General features: G+C 43.8%; 13 protein-coding genes. 3 read left to right on the plus strand and 10 right to left on the minus strand.

Translation table 11 applies throughout. The annotated features are described in order from the left end of the window. Positions 1–7 precede the first annotated feature (7 nt). On the plus strand, positions 8–664 hold the full coding sequence (locus ACWATR_RS10950; RefSeq protein ID WP_460332184.1) for a ribonuclease HII: 657 nt from the start codon (positions 8–10) through the stop codon (positions 662–664). Between the two features lie 8 nt (positions 665–672). On the opposite strand, the gene ACWATR_RS10955 is transcribed toward ACWATR_RS10950, so the two are convergent. Further along, positions 673–1,260: a DUF1997 domain-containing protein gene (locus tag ACWATR_RS10955; RefSeq protein ID WP_460332186.1), complete on the minus strand. Its 588-nt coding sequence runs from the start codon at positions 1,258–1,260 to the stop codon at positions 673–675. 470 nt (positions 1,261–1,730) lie between these two features. Here ACWATR_RS10955 and pheA point away from each other — a divergent pair, with 470 nt between their 5' ends. After that, the gene (pheA, locus tag ACWATR_RS10960) at positions 1,731–2,606 is read left to right on the plus strand and encodes a prephenate dehydratase (protein WP_460332188.1); all 876 of its coding nucleotides are present in this window, start codon (positions 1,731–1,733) and stop codon (positions 2,604–2,606) included. A 114-nt stretch (positions 2,607–2,720) separates the two neighbouring features. On the opposite strand, the gene ACWATR_RS10965 is transcribed toward pheA, so the two are convergent. From ACWATR_RS10965 to ACWATR_RS11005, 9 genes are all read right to left on the minus strand, one after another. Then, positions 2,721–3,368: an LON peptidase substrate-binding domain-containing protein gene (locus ACWATR_RS10965; RefSeq protein WP_460332190.1), complete on the minus strand. Its 648-nt coding sequence runs from the start codon at positions 3,366–3,368 to the stop codon at positions 2,721–2,723. 192 nt (positions 3,369–3,560) lie between these two features. After that, positions 3,561–3,878 (minus strand): 30S ribosomal protein S10, encoded by a 318-nt coding sequence (gene rpsJ, locus ACWATR_RS10970; RefSeq protein WP_008232935.1) that lies wholly within the window; start codon positions 3,876–3,878, stop codon positions 3,561–3,563. Between the two features lie 183 nt (positions 3,879–4,061). Then, positions 4,062–5,291, minus strand: coding sequence for an elongation factor Tu (gene tuf, locus ACWATR_RS10975; protein WP_460332192.1), 1,230 nt, complete (start codon positions 5,289–5,291; stop codon positions 4,062–4,064). Between the two features lie 23 nt (positions 5,292–5,314). Continuing rightward, positions 5,315–7,393 (minus strand): elongation factor G, encoded by a 2,079-nt coding sequence (fusA, locus tag ACWATR_RS10980; RefSeq protein WP_460332194.1) that lies wholly within the window; start codon positions 7,391–7,393, stop codon positions 5,315–5,317. Positions 7,394–7,530: 137 nt separating this feature from the next. Next, positions 7,531–8,001, minus strand: coding sequence for a 30S ribosomal protein S7 (gene rpsG / locus ACWATR_RS10985; RefSeq protein ID WP_069070112.1), 471 nt, complete (start codon positions 7,999–8,001; stop codon positions 7,531–7,533). A 524-nt stretch (positions 8,002–8,525) separates the two neighbouring features. Next, entirely contained in the window at positions 8,526–8,909 is a 384-nt protein-coding gene (gene rpsL / locus ACWATR_RS10990; RefSeq protein WP_015214573.1) for a 30S ribosomal protein S12, read from the minus strand. A gap of 124 nt (positions 8,910–9,033) precedes the next feature. Beyond that, positions 9,034–9,360, minus strand: coding sequence for a HesB/IscA family protein (locus ACWATR_RS10995; RefSeq protein WP_460332197.1), 327 nt, complete (start codon positions 9,358–9,360; stop codon positions 9,034–9,036). A 247-nt stretch (positions 9,361–9,607) separates the two neighbouring features. Next, positions 9,608–10,027, minus strand: a complete 420-nt coding sequence (locus tag ACWATR_RS11000; protein ID WP_069070111.1) for a cupin domain-containing protein — start codon at positions 10,025–10,027, stop codon at positions 9,608–9,610. 263 nt (positions 10,028–10,290) lie between these two features. Continuing rightward, entirely contained in the window at positions 10,291–12,327 is a 2,037-nt protein-coding gene (locus ACWATR_RS11005) for a phosphodiester glycosidase family protein (protein ID WP_460332200.1), read from the minus strand. A 790-nt stretch (positions 12,328–13,117) separates the two neighbouring features. On the opposite strand from ACWATR_RS11005, the gene gltB reads away from it, so the two are divergent. Further along, on the plus strand, positions 13,118–17,803 hold the full coding sequence (gene gltB, locus ACWATR_RS11010; RefSeq protein WP_460332202.1) for a glutamate synthase large subunit: 4,686 nt from the start codon (positions 13,118–13,120) through the stop codon (positions 17,801–17,803). Positions 17,804–17,895 lie beyond the last annotated feature (92 nt).

Genomic DNA, 17,895 nt, shown 5'->3' on the forward strand with positions numbered 1-17,895 from the left:
TTGCTTTATGGTAGAAACATCGCCAACGACTTTGGAAAAATCCACTTGGCTGGAGTTTTCTACCTTGTCAGGGATTCCAGGGTTAGTTGCAGGTGTCGATGAAGTAGGGCGAGGTGCTCTATTTGGCCCTGTGGTGGCGGCAGCAGTGATCCTACCAGATCACGCTTTGCCAATACTAATGGCAGCTAAAATTAAAGACAGTAAAAAGTTATCTAGTTCTCGAAGAATTCAGCTAGCGCAGCAAATTTGCGGGCTGGCTATAGATTGGAAAATTGGGTTTGCTTCTACTGCCGAAATTGACAAGATAAATATTTTGCAAGCGACGCTGTTAGCAATGAAGCGGGCTGTGCTGAAGTTAAAGGTACAGCCTGAAATTTGCTTGGTTGATGGCAATCAGTTAATAAAAGACTTGCTATTGCCACAACAAACAATAGTTAAAGGAGACGAGCGATCGCTTGCTATTGCTTCTGCTAGTATTATTGCTAAGGTTTGGCGTGACGATTTGGTACTGCGTCTAGCATTAAAATACCCTATGTACAACCTGGAGTGTAACAAGGGGTATGGAAGCCAGCGGCATTTGCTGGCTTTGCAACAATACGGGCCTTCGCCTCTGCATCGTCAGTCTTTTCGTCCTTGCCAAATCAAACGCCGGAGTGTTGAGTGATTAAATAATTACTCAGCATTCAGGATTGGTAACTTAGTACTATCATCGTCAAGTCCTTTCTCTTTGGTTTGTGATATCACCCAGTAGCGATAATCCGCCAAAAGTTGATTTAATAACCGTTGTTTGACTGACAACAGCACGCTTTTAAGCAAACCATTTCCAGTAGCTTCTAAAATCGGCTTCGGAGTAAAGGAAAATGGGGGTGGCAAATCCACCATCACCTCTAAATCAGCTTTTCCTTGCAGGCGAGTGCCAGTGCTAAACTCTTTGGGAGACAAATGCCCTTTTAAATTGAGAGCAAAGCGCTGGTTAATATACTCGAAACCCAGGATTTCACAGCCTAGCGATCGCAAATAAATTATTCCATTTGATTCTGCCCACACTCTCATATCCACAGTAGGTTGAATACTTAGTGACATAAAAGTTAGCGGACGCATTTTCAAGCGAAATACTTCTTCAGAAAGTTGCTGAATCCGGTTATTGTCAACTAAAGCTTTAACCAGTCGTTGAGGCTGACGTAAGTAGTGCTGAATGGGAATAGGCTGCTCTGGAACAGCGATTTCAACCGATTGGGAGGCAGTAAACCGGGTAGCCATGAGCGGATAAAAATATCTGTTTCTTAATTTTAATATTTTTTAACAACTTAGTTCTGATTATTAGAAAAGTACAAAATTTATTGGCCATAAAAATGATTGTTGCTGATCAGCTATACATTATTAGTAAAAAGTTGGTACGCTCATTACTATCTTTAGTTTAAGAAATATAGATTATGCTTTAAGCCTTGACATAAAAACAAAAATGTGAGTGTTACTTTTATAGGCAAAAATAAGTATAATTTCTCTGAAATGTCCAGAGCAATTTAGCAAAAAAACTGCCAGGAAACCTATCTGATCAAAGACTAATTTCCATCAATTCTTTTATTGGATACATATTTTGGTCTATTCCTTTAGTACGTAAATTTTACACATAACAGTGTCTAGTAAAAGTAGATATTGGATTATTTGCCAAAACCAAAATATCATATACCTCTATTTACCGATTAAACTCGTAACTCAAGGCTAAAAGTATGACTCTATCGATCGCACATTTAGGGCCTCCCGGCACTTACGCAGAACAAGCAACTATTTTTTATGTCAACTGGCTGAACAAAAGTACGGGAATTGAAGCTATATTATCTCCCTATCCCAGTATTTCCCAATCATTGCACGCCGTTGCTGATGGTCAAGCCCAGTTGGCTGTTGTGCCAGTGGAAAATTCTATTGAAGGGAGTGTTACCACAACACTGGATACACTCTGGCAATTAGACAGTCTGCGAATTCAATTGGCTTTGGTATTACCCATTGCCCATATGTTAATTTCCTGCGCGTCTAATTTAGATAAGATTAAAACTGTTTACTCTCACCCGCAAGCTTTGGCACAATGTCAGGGATGGTTAGAGCGGTTTCTGCCAACTGCACAGATTATTCCCAGCAATTCTACAACCGAAGCACTACAGCGATTAGGGCAAGATACAACAACGGCAGCGATCGCTTCTACTAGAGCTGCTCAACTCTACAAATTACCCATACTTGCTAGTTGCATTAACGACTATCCAGAAAACTTTACTCGTTTTTGGGTAGTCAGTCATGGCGAAGCTAATGCTGGATACCAGACATCAAAAGCGTCTGCTAGTCACACATCGCTGGCTTTTAGTATGCCTGCTAACACACCGGGAGCATTAGTCAAGCCTTTGCAAATATTTGCTCAACTAGGAATTAACCTCAGCCGAATTGAATCTCGTCCGACGAAGCGATCGCTAGGCGAATACTTATTTTTCATGGATTTAGAAGCGGATGCCAAGGAAGCACAGATGCAATCTGCTTTAGCAGAATTAATTACCCACACAGAGATTTTAAAAATTCTTGGTGCTTACAATGTTTTATCGATCAGCGCTGTTACTTGAGAAGTTAAGAGTTATTAGTGATTCAGTTAGGGACTATAAATTATAAGTTTTCAATCTTTTATTTTTTGTTATTTCTTGCTAATTCCTAACTCCTCACTCCTAATTCTTAACTCCTCACTTTTCATTAAATGTGTCTTTGAGAACAGCACGAGCTGCCAAGTGATTACGAGTAGAGGTTAAAATTTCTGCTTCTCGCTCTAGACGAGTTGCAGTATCTTGCATTTCTAGCAAAAGCTGCTGCTCTGGAGCGACACCGTAAAGGTTACTAGCTACCCAATAAGATAATTCTGTTGGTAGGTCAGGCAAATCTTCTGGCAGTTCGATATTTTGTTCAGTTAACTTGGCTGACAAACGTACAACATCTCGCAGTAGTTGTTCGACTTCAGAAGATAAAGGTCGCAAATCTTTAATTGGTGGTTGGTCTTCAATCCACTCTACTAAGCCAACACGGTATGGCTTTTCACGAACATATTCTAATACACGAAATCTTTGCTGCCCTAAAGTCAACATCTTGATCCGATCATCTGGCAGCCGCTGGTGATGAACAATTTCGGCACAGCAACCTGTGTTTGCAATTGTACCCTTGACTGGATCGAACATCAAAACACCGAACCTGCGATCGCTCTCCAAAATCGTGTTCATCATGATTCGGTAGCGAAATTCAAAGATGTGCAGGGGTAATGGCCTTGTAGGAAACAGAACTACTTCGGGTAACGGGAACAGAGGTAGTTCGCGAACTGCAATTTTAGAAGATGATGTCATTGTTACCTTAGTATAAACTTAATCTTTAAAATTTTTCTTTTCTCTGCTTTTCCCGTATTTTGTCTACATTCTATCATTTGTTTCCTAGCTAAATAAAAGCCCTGAGATATATTTCTTCAGGGCTATGTAAATATTAATACTAATGTCATTTGTCTTTTGTCATTTTCTAATGCCTAATGACTAATGACTAAATTAAAGTTTGACTTCGATATCTACACCCGATGGTAGATCCAATTTCATCAGGGCATCAATAGTCTTAGAAGAGGGCTGGTAAATGTCAATAATCCGGCGATGAGTACGGGTTTCAAAGTGTTCCCGTGAATCTTTATCTACGTGAGGTGATCGCAGCACACAATAGATCCGGCGTTTTGTTGGTAAAGGAATTGGACCTATGGCTGTAGCGTTGGTGCGGTTAGCTGTGTCTACAATCTTCTCGCAAGATGTATCCAATAAGCGCCTATCAAAGGCCTGTAAACGAATTCTAATCTTCTGCTGCTGTAGAGTTGCCATCTTTAATTTTCCAGGTTCTGCGTAATTAGGGGGGTATTTACAGGTTAAAGGTTACAAGTTATAGGTTACAGAAAACTATCACCTGTCCCCTGTAACCTATTACCTTATTTATAGAGGGAAGAGAAAGGAGCAGAGAGGCAAAATAAATACCATCTCTGCTCCTTTGTTATGAGCAAAAAGGTGCTACTTGATAATTTTGGAAACGACACCAGCACCGATGGTACGACCACCTTCGCGGATAGCGAAGCGCATTCCTTGTTCAATAGCGATCGCGTTGATCAATTCTACTGTCACCTTGATGCGATCGCCTGGCATCACCATTTCCACCTCAGTGCCATCATCAGCGGTGAAGGCTTTAATCGTGCCAGTTACATCTGTTGTCCGCACGTAGAATTGGGGACGGTAGCCAGCAAAAAATGGAGTCTTGCGACCACCTTCTTTTTCTGTTAGGACGTAAACTTCACCTTCAAATTGAAGGTGAGGTTTAATTGAACCTGGTTTGGCGATGACCATACCTCGTTCAATATCAGCCTTTTGGATACCCCGAAGTAGTACGCCAGCGTTGTCTCCAGCCATACCTTGGTCAAGACTCTTCTTGAACATTTCAATACCAGTTACGGTAGTGGCGCGAGTATCTCTGATACCCACTAGTTCAACGTTATCGCCGACTTTGACTATACCCCGCTCAATCCGACCTGTGGCGACAGTACCACGACCTGTAATTGAGAATACGTCTTCTACAGCCATCAGGAAGGGCTTATCAACATCCCGCTCAGGAGTGGGAATGTAAGAATCTACAGCATCCATCAGTTCATAGATTTTGTCTACCCAAGGATTTTCTCCTCGTTGGGTCTTGGGATTCTTGGTCATTGCTTCCAGAGCTTGCAGACCAGAGCCTTTGATAATGGGGATATCATCGCCAGGGAAATCGTAGCTGCTTAACAGTTCTCTCAGTTCTAGTTCCACTAGTTCCAGGAGTTCTGGGTCATCCATCAAGTCTTCTTTGTTCAAGAAGACAACCAGACTGGGAACGCCAACCTGTTTTGCCAACAGAATGTGTTCGCGGGTTTGGGGCATGGGTCCATCGGTAGCAGCAACTACGAGGATACCTCCGTCCATCTGGGCAGCACCAGTGATCATGTTTTTCACATAGTCAGCGTGTCCTGGACAGTCTACGTGAGCATAGTGCCGACTTGCAGTTTCATACTCTACGTGAGCGGTATTAATGGTAATACCCCGTGCTTTTTCTTCTGGGGCATTATCAATTTGGTCATAACCCTTAGCTACAGCTTGACCCATAGCGGCCAAAGTCATGGTAATGGCTGCTGTCAAGGTAGTTTTACCGTGGTCAACATGGCCAACTGTACCGATATTAATGTGGGGTTTATTTCTTTCAAACTTTGCGCGTGCCATGAATGCTCATTTCCTTATTTTAACTAAGCGTTCCCTTTGCTTTTTGCAATGATAGTTTCAGCTACGCTGCGAGGCACCTCTTCGTAGTGGCTGAACTCCATCGTGAAGATACCCCGACCTTGCGTCTTTGATCGGATATCAGTGGCGTAGCCAAACATGGTCGCCAGTGGAACTTTGGATGCGACCTTAGCAAGTCCCTGTTCGGTGCTTTGGCTTTCAATTTGCCCCCGGCGGGCAATGAGGTCGCCAATGACGTTCCCGATATAGTCTTCAGGAACTTCAACCTCAACTTTCATCATAGGCTCTAAGAGGACAGGTGAAGCTTTCAGCACAGCCTCTTTCATCGCCATTGAGCCAGCGATTTTAAAAGCCATTTCCGAAGAGTCTACATCGTGGTATGACCCATCAATTAGCGTCGCTTTAACGTCAATTAACGGATATCCAGCTAGAACACCGGATTCGCAGCTTTCTTTCATTCCTTGTTCTGCGGGGCCAACGTACTCTTTTGGTACTGAACCACCGGCAATTTTGGAGACGAATTCAAAACCAGTACCAGGTTCTCCAGGTTCCAAATTGATCACAACATGACCGTATTGACCTTTACCACCACTTTGGCGGATGAATTTGCCCTCAATTTTGCTCACAGCTTTCCGAATTGTTTCTCGGTAAGCTACTTGCGGTGCACCTACATTTGCTTCCACCTTGAATTCTCGTAACATCCGGTCTACTAGAATTTCTAGGTGTAGCTCTCCCATCCCCGCGATCACGGTTTGGTTTGTTTCCGGATCGACGCGGACACGGAAGGTGGGGTCTTCTTCTGAGAGAGATTGCAGAGCTTTGGACAACTTGTCCATGTCGTTTTTAGTTTTGGGTTCAACCGCCACCGAGATCACAGGCTCAGGAATGAATAGGGATTCCAGAATTACTGGCGATCCATCATCACAGAGCGTGTCACCTGTCAAGGTGTCTTTCAATCCCAAAGCTGCTCCCAAATCACCCGCTCGCAGTTCATCGACATCTTGCCGATCATCTGCCTTCATTAGAACTAAGCGGGAAATTCGTTCTTTTTTATTCTTACTAGCGTTGAGAACGTAGCTGCCCTTTTTCAGGACACCAGAATAAACACGAACAAATGTCAGGCGACCGTAAGGGTCAGCCATAATCTTGAATGCCAGAGCTGCTAGGGGTTCGTTGTCATCAGCCCGCCGCTCAACAGCATCGCCATTAGGCAGTAAGCCTTGAATTGGCGGTACTTCACTTGGTGCTGGCAGGTAATCTACAACGGCATCCAGCATCAACTGCACGCCTTTGTTTTTGAATGCTGAACCGCAAAGTACTGGTACGATTGTCCCCGCAATTGTGCCTTTACGCAGGGCAGTCCGAACTTCCTGTTCTGTAAGTTCTTCGCCTTCGAAGTACTTTGCCATCAGAGCATCATCGGTTTCTGCCGCAGCTTCTATTAGCTTGGTGCGGAATTCATCTACCTGCGCTTGCAATGCTTCCGGAATATCAGTTTCCTGGATATCGGTTCCTTGGTCATTAGCGTAGATGTACGCACGTTGCCGTACTAGGTCAACAATACCTTGGAAGTCGTTTTCACTACCAATTGGTAGTTGAATAGCGATCGCATTCGCCCGCAGGCGATCGCGGATTTGCTCATGAACTTTATAAAAGTTCGCTCCGGTGCGATCCATTTTGTTAATAAAGGCTATCCGAGGAACTTTGTAGCGTTCTGCTTGCCGCCACACTGTCTCGGACTGCGGTTGCACACCGCCCACAGAACAAAATACTGCGATTACACCATCCAACACACGCATGGAACGCTCAACTTCAATTGTGAAGTCTACGTGACCCGGAGTATCGATAATGTTAATTTGATGATCTTTCCAACTGGTACTGATAGCAGCGGCAGTGATGGTAATTCCACGCTCCCGCTCCTGCTCCATCCAGTCTGTGACGGCAGTTCCTTCATGAACTTCGCCAATTTTATGAATTATCCCAGAGTAAAATAATATTCTCTCTGTTGTTGTTGTTTTGCCCGCATCTATATGCGCCGCAATACCAATGTTGCGTACTTTCTCTAGCGGGATCGTGCGTGCCACAGCTACCTCCTATAGTTTTGCCTCATGATATCTTGTATATTACTCTTTGTTAAGATTCTATACTTTTACGGAAAACCGTCTTTGTTTTGTAAATCCACGATATACCGCTTCGGCAAGGCGATATACCGCTTTTCTACTTAGTAACGATAGTGCGCGAATGCTTTGTTAGCTTCCGCCATCCGGTGCGTTTCTTCCCGTTTGCGAATGGCATTGCCAGTTTCGTTGGCAGCATCCATTAACTCATTTGCCAGTTTGCTTGCCATTGTCCGGCCTGGTCTAGACCGGGAATATTGCACTAACCAACGTAGTGCTAGAGTAGTGCCCCGTTCTGTACGCACTTCCATTGGTACTTGGTAGGTTGCTCCACCAACTCGCCGAGCTTTCACTTCTACTAAAGGCGTGGCATTTCGCACTGCTCTTTCAAAGGTTTCCAAAGCACCAGCACCAGTGCGTTCCTCAATAGTTTTTAATGCATCATAAACAATACGTGCGGCAAGTGATTTCTTGCCATGACGCATGATCCGTCTGATAATCATGCTCACAAGGCGACTGTTATATACGGAGTCAGACGGAACTGGGCGCCTTTGAATAACACCACGACGAGACATACTTCACCTTTAATTCGGAATTGGCAACGAAATTATATGCTATCAGACACCGGAAACTAAAAGCTGTGGAACCCAACCCTCAGACTTTCTCAATTTTGTTTTCGACTGTTGCAGCAAGGCTGACCTATTGACTGCCAATTTTGGATTAGAGTTTTTGGTAAATGTTCCGACCACAAGGATTGGAAAAAATCAAAAGTCTTTAAGCCTCATCCCCTCGTGGGTTCGACCAATCCAAAATCGCAAATCTAAAATCTAAAATTCATTGACTTGCTACCTGCAACTAAATACTCAAGGGGACAATATTCTAAACCTTAATGTCCAGATTAAAATCCTGCTGTGGGTTACAGCGTTCTCCTCAGAACTTCTACACTTGCTCGCTTAGTGTAGGTTTAGCTTGATTTTTTTAAACAGACTTTAACAGCTTTCATAACTGCTGTTAGAACACATACCCTGATAGTTTTTTTGCCCTTGGCACTGTTTAAGGTAGACGATTAATCGTGTTGGATGCGATTAATCGCCGAATCCTATTTTTTCGCTTCTTTCGGACGCTTGGTTCCATACTTGGAACGGCCTTGTTTGCGGTCTTTAACTCCGGCTGTATCTAGGGTGCCACGGATAATGTGGTATCTCACGCCCGGTAGATCCTTAACCCGACCACCACGAATCATCACAACTGAGTGTTCTTGTAAGTTGTGACCAATACCTGGAATGTAAGCTGTGACTTCAAATCCCGAGGTAAGCCTGACTCTTGCTACTTTTCGTAGAGCTGAGTTAGGCTTCTTTGGTGTGGTCGTGTATACTCTGGTACAAACTCCCCGACGTTGGGGGCATTGTTTCAGAGCCGGAGACTTGGTTTTCTGACGCGCTTGTTCGCGCTCAGTACGTATTAGCTGCTGTATTGTTGGCATGAGTTACAGCGCGTAAAGCTGCTTATATGTCTAAGTTTTAACAAATCCTGATTATATCTTTTTTTACGGTTTTATGTCAATTGTTATTTGTCATTTGCCATTTCTTGCTTCTTTGAATGATTACTTAATCATTAATGGAGAAAGAATTGCCACAGCCACAGGTTGCGATCGCCTGGGGATTCTGGAAGCGAAAACCACCACCCATTAAGTCTTCTGAATAATCCACTTTCAAACCGTTGAGGTAATTTAAGCTTGCGGCATCTATGACTACTTGAATTTCATCCAAGTCGAAAATCTGGTCGCCAACTTTTATTGCTTCATCGAAAGACATATCATAAAATAACCCCGAACAACCACCTGGTTTTACTGCCAATCGAAACAATACATTTGGCTGCTGCTTGGACTTTATTCGCCCAATTTCACTCGCGGCTGCTTGACTCAGATGAATCATGGAACTAATTTTTTGCAATTGAATACCCCATCTTCTATTTTACAGATGGGTTGACTCTCGCTTCTGCAAAATTCCAAATCATCGAAGTTATGAGCGCGATCGCTATTACTACATTTATAACACTAATATGCTTCAGTCCCCACCTTAATAAGGTAGGGACTTCTGGGGTGCAGTAGTTCGTACACAAAGACGGTTTGCACAAAAATGTATTCAGTTTTGGGATTAGAGCTTTAGCGTTTTTTTGGTTTTAATCTTTGGTGCGGGCATAATCATCTTGGTAGCGGATGATATCATCTTCTCCCAAGTATTCGCCATTTTGCACTTCAATCAACACCAAGGGGATCACGCCAGGATTCTCTAAACGATGAGATGTACATTGGGGTACATAAGTTGATTCATTATTGCTCAGTAGTACTTCTTTCTCACCACAAACTACTCTAGCTGTACCAGAGACGACAATCCAATGTTCGCTGCGGTGATGGTGCATTTGTAGACTGAGGCGGTGTCCAGGCTTAACTTCGATGCGCTTAATTTTGTATCCGCGCCCTTCTTCCAAAACTGTAAAAGCGCCCCAAGGACGTAATTCAGTTGCAGCGACGCCCCTAGAAGTTATGGCTGGAGGTAGGTGTAGAGTTTCAGTCTGTGTAGTTTCTTGATATCGAGCCATAGTTACCTCATTTGGAGACATAACAAACCGTTGGTACTCTTAACTATTGATCAAAAATCTGGTGCTATCTTGCAACCTTGAAAATCAGCAATTTTGTTGCACCTTGATAAACATAGCAAAATCAAACCTTATGGTGTAAAGCATCACTACTAAAACTCTGATGTCTACACCAAGTCTTCATCAAGCAAAATGATAGCTTGTTCTAAACTTTAAAAAAGGATGGGGCATTGGGCATTGATGATTAAGAGACTTCTCCCATTCCCTCATTTTCGTGGTTGCAGGAAAATACCAATTCCGTTATGAACACGAGCAGCGGTACTAGGTGAACGGTCGAGTAGTTGTCCTCCTAAATAAAGGCTGGTGGAACTACCACCGTCCAAATTTAGGGCATTCACACAGCCCATGAGTTGCATCAATTTGGCATGTTCTGCCAAATTAGGCCCATAACCGCCGACACGATTATGTGTGGCAGTAATCATCAGTGTGCCTGTTGCCGTTGTGCAAATACCGCTGCGAATAGCTTTTTCGGCAATAAAGGCATTGCTGAATTTTTCGCCTTTGGCATCAAGGACAATTTGACGGTTTTGGATTAGTAGCGGCCCAGCTCCGATAATGTGGGGATAACGACTAAAATCTGCTGGTGTAGTGGTGCTGGAAATACTTACTGCGCTTCCAATAGGTAGTTGTGAGGCAGCACTAGCAGCATTAGCGCGTAAAGTTAGCAGGTAGCCATCCTGGGGAATGGGAACCGCTGTCACTCCAACTTTGCCACCTGGTAACTGATTAGTAATTTGGTTTTTCTGTACCACTAAGATAATTTCGTTATCCGTTATGGGCGTGTAAGTTGATCCCCAAGCCGCTGTGTAACGAGCAATACCACTCTGGACATAACCGCTGTTAAGAAACAGAATTGGTAGACGCTGGCCATTTGCTGTAATTAAAGTTTCTTCTAAGGTGAGACGACCAAAGTAAAATTGGCCTGAATCATTCCAAGCGATCGCACCTCGATTCAGAATGGGGCCTGATAACCATTGATTATTCTGACGAATCGCACCCAATGGTAATCTGTTATTGCGGTTAAAATAACCACCATTAATTCCAGCTATTGCTAAGTAACGTTGTGCTGTTTGAATTAAGGGAGCAGTACCCGTTAGCCCATCAGCGCTAGCCCACATAGGTTTTAACGCTAGCCCAAATTTGCGGGGACTAATTTCTAACCAGACCACAGGAAAGCGTTCTGTGTCTAAGTTCACATAATTCTGTCGCCAGCGCAATCCTGGAGTCCAAGTAATATCTCGTTCTTCTAGAGGATCGGGTCGAATATTGATAATCAGGCGGTTGGGATTAGCGACAGTAGTAACTTGAGGTGATAGACCAAAGGGAACGCTCAGACTAATAATCGTTTGGTTTTTCAGCACCTCCACTTTTTGAATCAGTGATTCAGGATCTAGTGTTGGTGTAACTGGTGATAATTGTTTAAGCAGGTTTGGCAGCAATGTTGGTGGTGCTGCTGGTGGCTGGGGGGTATAGCGTTCTATCAAAACAGGGGCGGCTATTCCATCCAGGGTAACTGTCCACTGTCGATTTGGTGGTGTGGTGGATTTTGGGGTTGGCGTATCTGGATCAGAGGATGGAGTTTGGGGTTTGGCGATCGCTAACCCTTGTACAACTTGCCAGGGGGTTGGACGATCTAAATCGATAAGAATCCGAGCCTGTTGCAAAGGGGTACTCGCCTCTGGAGGTTCCTGGCTCTGAACAATATTTGTGATTTGTGCTTTCGGGGTAGCAATCACCAAGGTGTTGCCATTAGCTTGAATTTGCCATCCAGATGTTTGAGCAAAATTAGTAATATCCAGATAGCGATATGCTCCTACTAGCCTGGTGGTTAAAACCAGTGGCTTTGTCACCGACGAAAACCACTGTATTGGTTGCTTCGTTGAATTACTACTGTTTAAGAAATTTACTCCAATTAATTGCCTGAATGCCCCGTCACTGAGATGAGTTGTCACCTGACCAGCCTTTCCAGGTCGCTGCAACCAAGTTCCTGCTAAAGTACGCCCATTGAGGGAAATTTGATTACCAGAGGATACTGCACCTGTCAAAGGAGGTACAGTTGACTGTGATATTAACCTGGGTATTGGTTTGGCATTTTTCGGTGACTCTTGGGCATTGATAGGATAGGTAGTAATTAAGCACAATGCTGTCAAAAGTATTGGTGACACAGTAGCCCGGAAAAATCTGCGTTCGTCCTTGGTGTTGGCGGAGCCATCGCTAATCACTGATTGGCAACAATTCGGCATTTTTACCATAATTTACTAAGTACTTTTGAAAACTATCACCCAAGGTATAAACTAACTAATTATTTGGAAGTATAAAAAAAACGTGACTTTATTTTTGAATAAATATGATAATCTATATATTGGCTAGTTATCTCTTTTAGACATTTACCAATTTATTTAGACGCTAAAGCCACTGCAATCAAGTGTTTTAACTCCCACTACTTCTAACCACACCATATACGGTAGTTTTGGTTATCAAAACTGGATTAAGATATTTAATCCTTGCTGAATGTTGCTACTGTTGTTGTTACTTCAGTAATGTCTAGTTAATAGTAATACATGCGGCAACTCGTAAGCGGCAAAATTCTAGACAACAAAAATATTTGGGAATTGTCAAATGGGTATATATTGTAATACGCTGATTTTATTGCTGGATCAGGATAACTTGGGCTTTAGAACATAGTACAGCGCTTAGTTTTAGTTTTGTTTCAGGTGAGCCAAAAAATAGGCTCCATGAGTAGCTAGCGTGCATCTGGAAAAAAGGGATTGAGAAAATACTTAACTTCAAAATATAAAAAAGAAACTGTCAGGGCAAAAATAATGTCTTGGCGGAGGTAACTTGTCTATCACCGCATAAACACATAAAAGAAACGCAACTATTTTAACACGGGTGAACTAGTAAAGTAAAACCGAAGTTAAAATTTTTTTTCCCTAAATTTAGGTGCTTACATATTTCTCCATCGCTGAATTTAGAAATTTTTTCCCACAATGTAGTGGCAAAATTGGTAACTCAATACTTCAGGAACAGGGTATGAATAATAAACCGATGAATCAAGACCAGAAAATCACAGCGGACATAAACTCACGAGATACCTATCAGGGGCAAAAGTGGTTAGTAGAGGAACGAGATGCCTGTGGTGTAGGTTTTATTGCTCATCGCCAAAATCATACCAGCCACGAAATTGTTGAAAAAGCCTTAGCTGCTTTAACTTGCTTAGAACACCGGGGAGGTTGTAGCGCTGATCAAGACTCTGGTGATGGTGCTGGAGTATTGACAGCTATCCCTTGGGAGTTGTTCCAACAAGACTTTGCCCAAAGGGGGAAGGAATTTACATCCACCAATAATATAGCTGTGGGGATGATATTTCTACCACAAGACGAAGAAGCAGCACAAAAAACGAGGGCGACTGTTGAGCAAGTAGCTGCTGAAGAAAAATTGATTGTACTGGGTTGGCGAGTAGTGCCAGTACAACCTGATTTACTTGGGGTACAAGCAAGAGAAAATCAACCCCAGATTGAACAAGTTTTATTAGCTTCTGTTGACAAAAGTGGCGATGAATTGGAACGGCAGTTGTACATTACCCGCCGCCGAATTAGTAAAGTTGCAACCAATATCTCAGAAGAATTTTATATCTGCTCGTTGTCAAGTCGCACAATTGTCTACAAAGGCATGGTGCGTTCCGCTGTCTTGGGCAACTTTTATGACGATTTAAAAAATCCAGCTTACAAAAGTGCCTTTGCTGTTTATCATCGCCGCTTTAGTACGAACACGATGCCCAAGTGGCCTCTAGCGCAACCAATGCGGCTTTTGGGTCACAATGGCGAAATCAATACTTTGTTGGGCAACATCAACTGGATGATGGCACGAGAAGCTAGCCTGAATCATCCTGTATGGGGCGATCGCATCAAGGAACTCAAGCCATTAGTTCATATTGATAACAGCGACTCAGCTACTCTAGACAACGTAGTGGAATTGCTGGTTTGCTCTGGACGCAGCCCCCTGGAAGCTTTAATGATTATGGTTCCAGAAGCTTACCAAAATCAGCCTTCTTTACGTGAATCTCCAGAAATTGTTGATTTCTACGAATATTACAGTGGTCTGCAAGAAGCGTGGGACGGCCCAGCACTTTTAGTATTCAGCGATGGCAAAAAAGTTGGTGCAACACTAGATCGTAATGGTTTAAGACCAGCTCGCTACATGATTACCAAAGATGACTACATTGTTGTAGCTTCCGAAGCTGGTGTAGTGGACTTTCCAGAAGCCGATATTGTCGAGAAAGGTAGACTCGGCCCAGGGCAAATGATTGCTGTGGATTTAGAAAATCATGAAGTCCTGAAGAATTGGGATATAAAGGGGCGCATTGCCAAGCAGCACCCTTATGGAGAATGGCTGCAACAGCACCGTCAAGAATTAAAGTCATTAGTCATTGATCATCCGTCATTAGCAAATGGCAATGGCAAAGGACAAATGACAAATGACTCAGGACAATTGACTACTGACAAGCAAACCTTACTTCAGCGTCAAACTGCCTTTGGCTACACCACAGAAGATGTAGAAATGGTGATTCATCCAATGGCGATCGCAGGTTCAGAACCGACTTTCTGCATGGGTGATGATATTCCTTTAGCGGTGCTGTCAACAAAACCACACCTGCTTTATGACTATTTCAAACAGCGCTTTGCTCAGGTGACTAACCCAGCGATCGATCCGCTACGGGAAAAGCTAGTGATGTCTTTGAAAGTCGAACTGGGGGAACGGGGTAACTTATTAGAACCCAAGGCAGAATATGCCAGGAGATTAAAACTTGAGTCCCCAGTGTTAACGGATGCTGAATTAGAGGCAATTAAGCTGTCAGGATTTGCCACGGCTGAGTTATCAACCCTATTTGCGATCGCCAATGGCCCAGAAGGATTGAAAGCCGCTGTGGAGTCTTTACAAGCACAAGCAGCTGAGTCAGTCCGGGCAGGTGCAAAGATTTTAATATTAAGCGATGGCGTCAATGACAGTATCAACACAGAATATACCTACATTCCTCCCTTATTAGCAGTAGGTGCGGTGCATCACCACCTGATTCGGGAAGGGCTGCGAATGAAAACATCCCTGATTGTCAATACTGCTCAATGCTGGAGTACCCATCACTTTGCTTGTCTGATTGGCTATGGTGCTGGTGCAGTTTGCCCGTATATGGCTTTAGATACGGTGCGTGATTGGTGGTCTGATCCCAAAACTCAAAAGTTAATGGGTGTACAAAAAATTCCCACCCTCACCCTAGAACAAGCTTTAGGAAACTATCGCAAATCAGTAGAGTCGGGTTTGCTAAAAATTCTCTCTAAAATGGGAATTTCTCTACTCTCCAGCTATCAAGCAGCCCAAATCTTTGAAGCTATTGGCATCGGTGGAGATTTAATCCAATTGGGATTCCGTGGTACGACTTCCCGCATCGGTGGTTTGAGTGTGAGTGAACTCGCTGATGAAGTGCTTTCCTTCCATAGCAAAGCTTTCCCCGAACTGACAACCACGAAGTTAGAAAACCTGGGCTTTGTGCAATACCGTCCTGGTGGCGAATACCATAGCAATAGCCCAGAAATGGTGAAGGCGCTGCATAAAGCTCTAGATGGCAACGGCTACGACCACTACGAAGTTTACAAAAAGCACCTCCAAGGTAGACCAGTAACAGCCTTGCGGGATTTGCTAGACTTCGAAGGCGATCGCCCTTCAGTTCCTCTAGAAGAAGTGGAATCGGTATATGAAATAGTCAAACGCTTCTGCACCGGCGGCATGTCTTTAGGTGCTTTGTCAAGAGAAGCTCATGAAACTTTAGCGATCGCCATGAACCGCATCGGCGGTAAATCCAATTCTGGAGAAGGCGGCGAAGATCCAGTACGCTACACAGTTTTAGATGATGTAGACGAGTCTGGTCACTCCCCAACCCTACCTCATTTAAAAGGATTGCGGAATGGCGATCGAGCTTATAGCGCTATTAAGCAAGTGGCATCGGGACGCTTTGGTGTCACGCCAGCATATCTAGTCAACGCCAAACAAATTGAAATCAAAATTGCCCAAGGTGCCAAGCCTGGGGAAGGTGGACAGCTACCAGGGCCCAAGGTGAGCCAATACATTGCGATGTTAAGGCGCTCTAAGCCAGGCGTGACACTGATTTCGCCACCACCGCACCATGATATCTATTCAATTGAAGACCTAGCGCAACTGATTTTTGATCTGCACCAAATTAATCCCAAAGCAAAGGTGTCAGTGAAGCTAGTATCAGAAGTTGGTATTGGCACGATCGCAGCTGGTGTAGCTAAGGCCAACGCTGATATCATTCAGATTTCCGGTCATGATGGTGGTACAGGTGCATCACCACTGAGTTCTATTAAACACGCTGGTTCGCCGTGGGAACTCGGTTTAAGTGAAGTGCATCGGGTTTTGATGGAAAATGGCTTGCGCGATCGCGCCATCTTACGCGTTGATGGCGGATTTAAGAGTGGCTGGGATGTGGTAATAGGTGCATTGATGGGCGGTGAAGAATTTGGTTTCGGCTCCATCGCTATGATTGCTGAAGGCTGTATCATGGCGCGAGTTTGCCACCTGAATACCTGCCCGAAGGGTGTTGCTACTCAGAAAGAAGAACTCCGTAAGCGGTTTACGGGAATACCCGAACAAGTTGTCAACTTCTTCTACTTCATTGCCGAAGAAGTGCGGAGTTTGTTAGCCCGACTTGGCTACCGTTCTTTATCAGAAATCATTGGACGTGCAGATTTGTTGAAACTACGCCAAGAAGCAAAACTCACCAAAACGCGATCGCTGAATCTCGACTGTTTACTTCAGCTACCAAATAGCAGAGACAATCGTAGCTGGTTGGTGCATGAAGAAGTTCACAGCAACGGTGTGGTTTTGGATGACAATTTCCTTGCCGATCCCGACATTCTAGCTGCCATTAGGAATCAGTCTACCGTTACCAAGACTTACCCTATTGTCAATACTGACAGAACAGTAGGCACAAGATTAGCCGGAGCGATCGCTTCCCAATACGGTGACAATGACTTTGAAGGACAAATTAATCTCAACTTTACAGGTAGTGTTGGGCAAAGCTTTGGTGCTTTCAACCTCCCTGGCTTAATTTTGACCCTCGAAGGAGAGGCAAACGACTACGTAGGTAAAGGGATGCATGGTGGTGAGATCATCATCAAACCCCCAACAGATGCTACCTATAACGCATCACAAAATGTGATAGTTGGCAATACATGCCTCTATGGTGCTACTGGTGGGATGTTATTTGCCAACGGTCTAGCAGGAGAGCGCTTTGCTGTGAGAAACTCCAAAGGCATAGCAGTGATTGAAGGCGCTGGGGATCATTGCTGTGAATACATGACAGGTGGTGTGATTGTCGTCCTCGGTAAAGTCGGACGTAACGTAGCCGCTGGAATGACTGGTGGACTGGCATACTTCCTGGATGAAGACGACTCATTTCGTGAGTTAGTCAACCCGGAAATTGTCAAAATCCAGCGAGTGATTACAGAAGTGGGTGCAAAGCAACTGCAAGAGTTAATTCAAACTCATGCAGAACGTACTGGTTCACCCAAGGCAAAGAAAATTCTGCAAAAATGGCAAGAATTTTTGCCGAAATTCTGGCAGTTGGTTCCACCTTCTGAAGCTGATAGTCCAGAAGCTAATCCTGAAAAAACAACTGAGTTCACTTTAGTGACTAGTCATTAAGTAAGTGGGCGTGAATAATTAAAGACTCGTAGTAAGGGCTAAAGCCACTTACTACGAGCCTACTGATTCAGAAATAACGTATTTTTAACTAA

This window comes from Nostoc sp. UIC 10890, assembly GCF_054786515.1.

Excerpts from the sequence above, each read along its gene's own strand:
- ACWATR_RS10950 (WP_460332184.1), top strand. The coding sequence starts at position 8 with ATGGTAGAAACATCGCCAACGACTTTGGAAAAATCCACTTGGCTGGAG.
- ACWATR_RS10955 (WP_460332186.1), bottom strand. The coding sequence starts at position 1,260 with ATGGCTACCCGGTTTACTGCCTCCCAATCGGTTGAAATCGCTGTTCCA.
- pheA (WP_460332188.1), top strand. The coding sequence starts at position 1,731 with ATGACTCTATCGATCGCACATTTAGGGCCTCCCGGCACTTACGCAGAA.
- ACWATR_RS10965 (WP_460332190.1), bottom strand. The coding sequence starts at position 3,368 with ATGACATCATCTTCTAAAATTGCAGTTCGCGAACTACCTCTGTTCCCG.
- rpsJ (WP_008232935.1), bottom strand. The coding sequence starts at position 3,878 with ATGGCAACTCTACAGCAGCAGAAGATTAGAATTCGTTTACAGGCCTTT.
- tuf (WP_460332192.1), bottom strand. The coding sequence starts at position 5,291 with ATGGCACGCGCAAAGTTTGAAAGAAATAAACCCCACATTAATATCGGT.
- rpsG (WP_069070112.1), bottom strand. The coding sequence starts at position 8,001 with ATGTCTCGTCGTGGTGTTATTCAAAGGCGCCCAGTTCCGTCTGACTCC.
- rpsL (WP_015214573.1), bottom strand. The coding sequence starts at position 8,909 with ATGCCAACAATACAGCAGCTAATACGTACTGAGCGCGAACAAGCGCGT.
- ACWATR_RS10995 (WP_460332197.1), bottom strand. The coding sequence starts at position 9,360 with ATGATTCATCTGAGTCAAGCAGCCGCGAGTGAAATTGGGCGAATAAAG.
- ACWATR_RS11000 (WP_069070111.1), bottom strand. The coding sequence starts at position 10,027 with ATGGCTCGATATCAAGAAACTACACAGACTGAAACTCTACACCTACCT.
- ACWATR_RS11005 (WP_460332200.1), bottom strand. The coding sequence starts at position 12,327 with ATGCCGAATTGTTGCCAATCAGTGATTAGCGATGGCTCCGCCAACACC.
- gltB (WP_460332202.1), top strand. The coding sequence starts at position 13,118 with ATGAATAATAAACCGATGAATCAAGACCAGAAAATCACAGCGGACATA.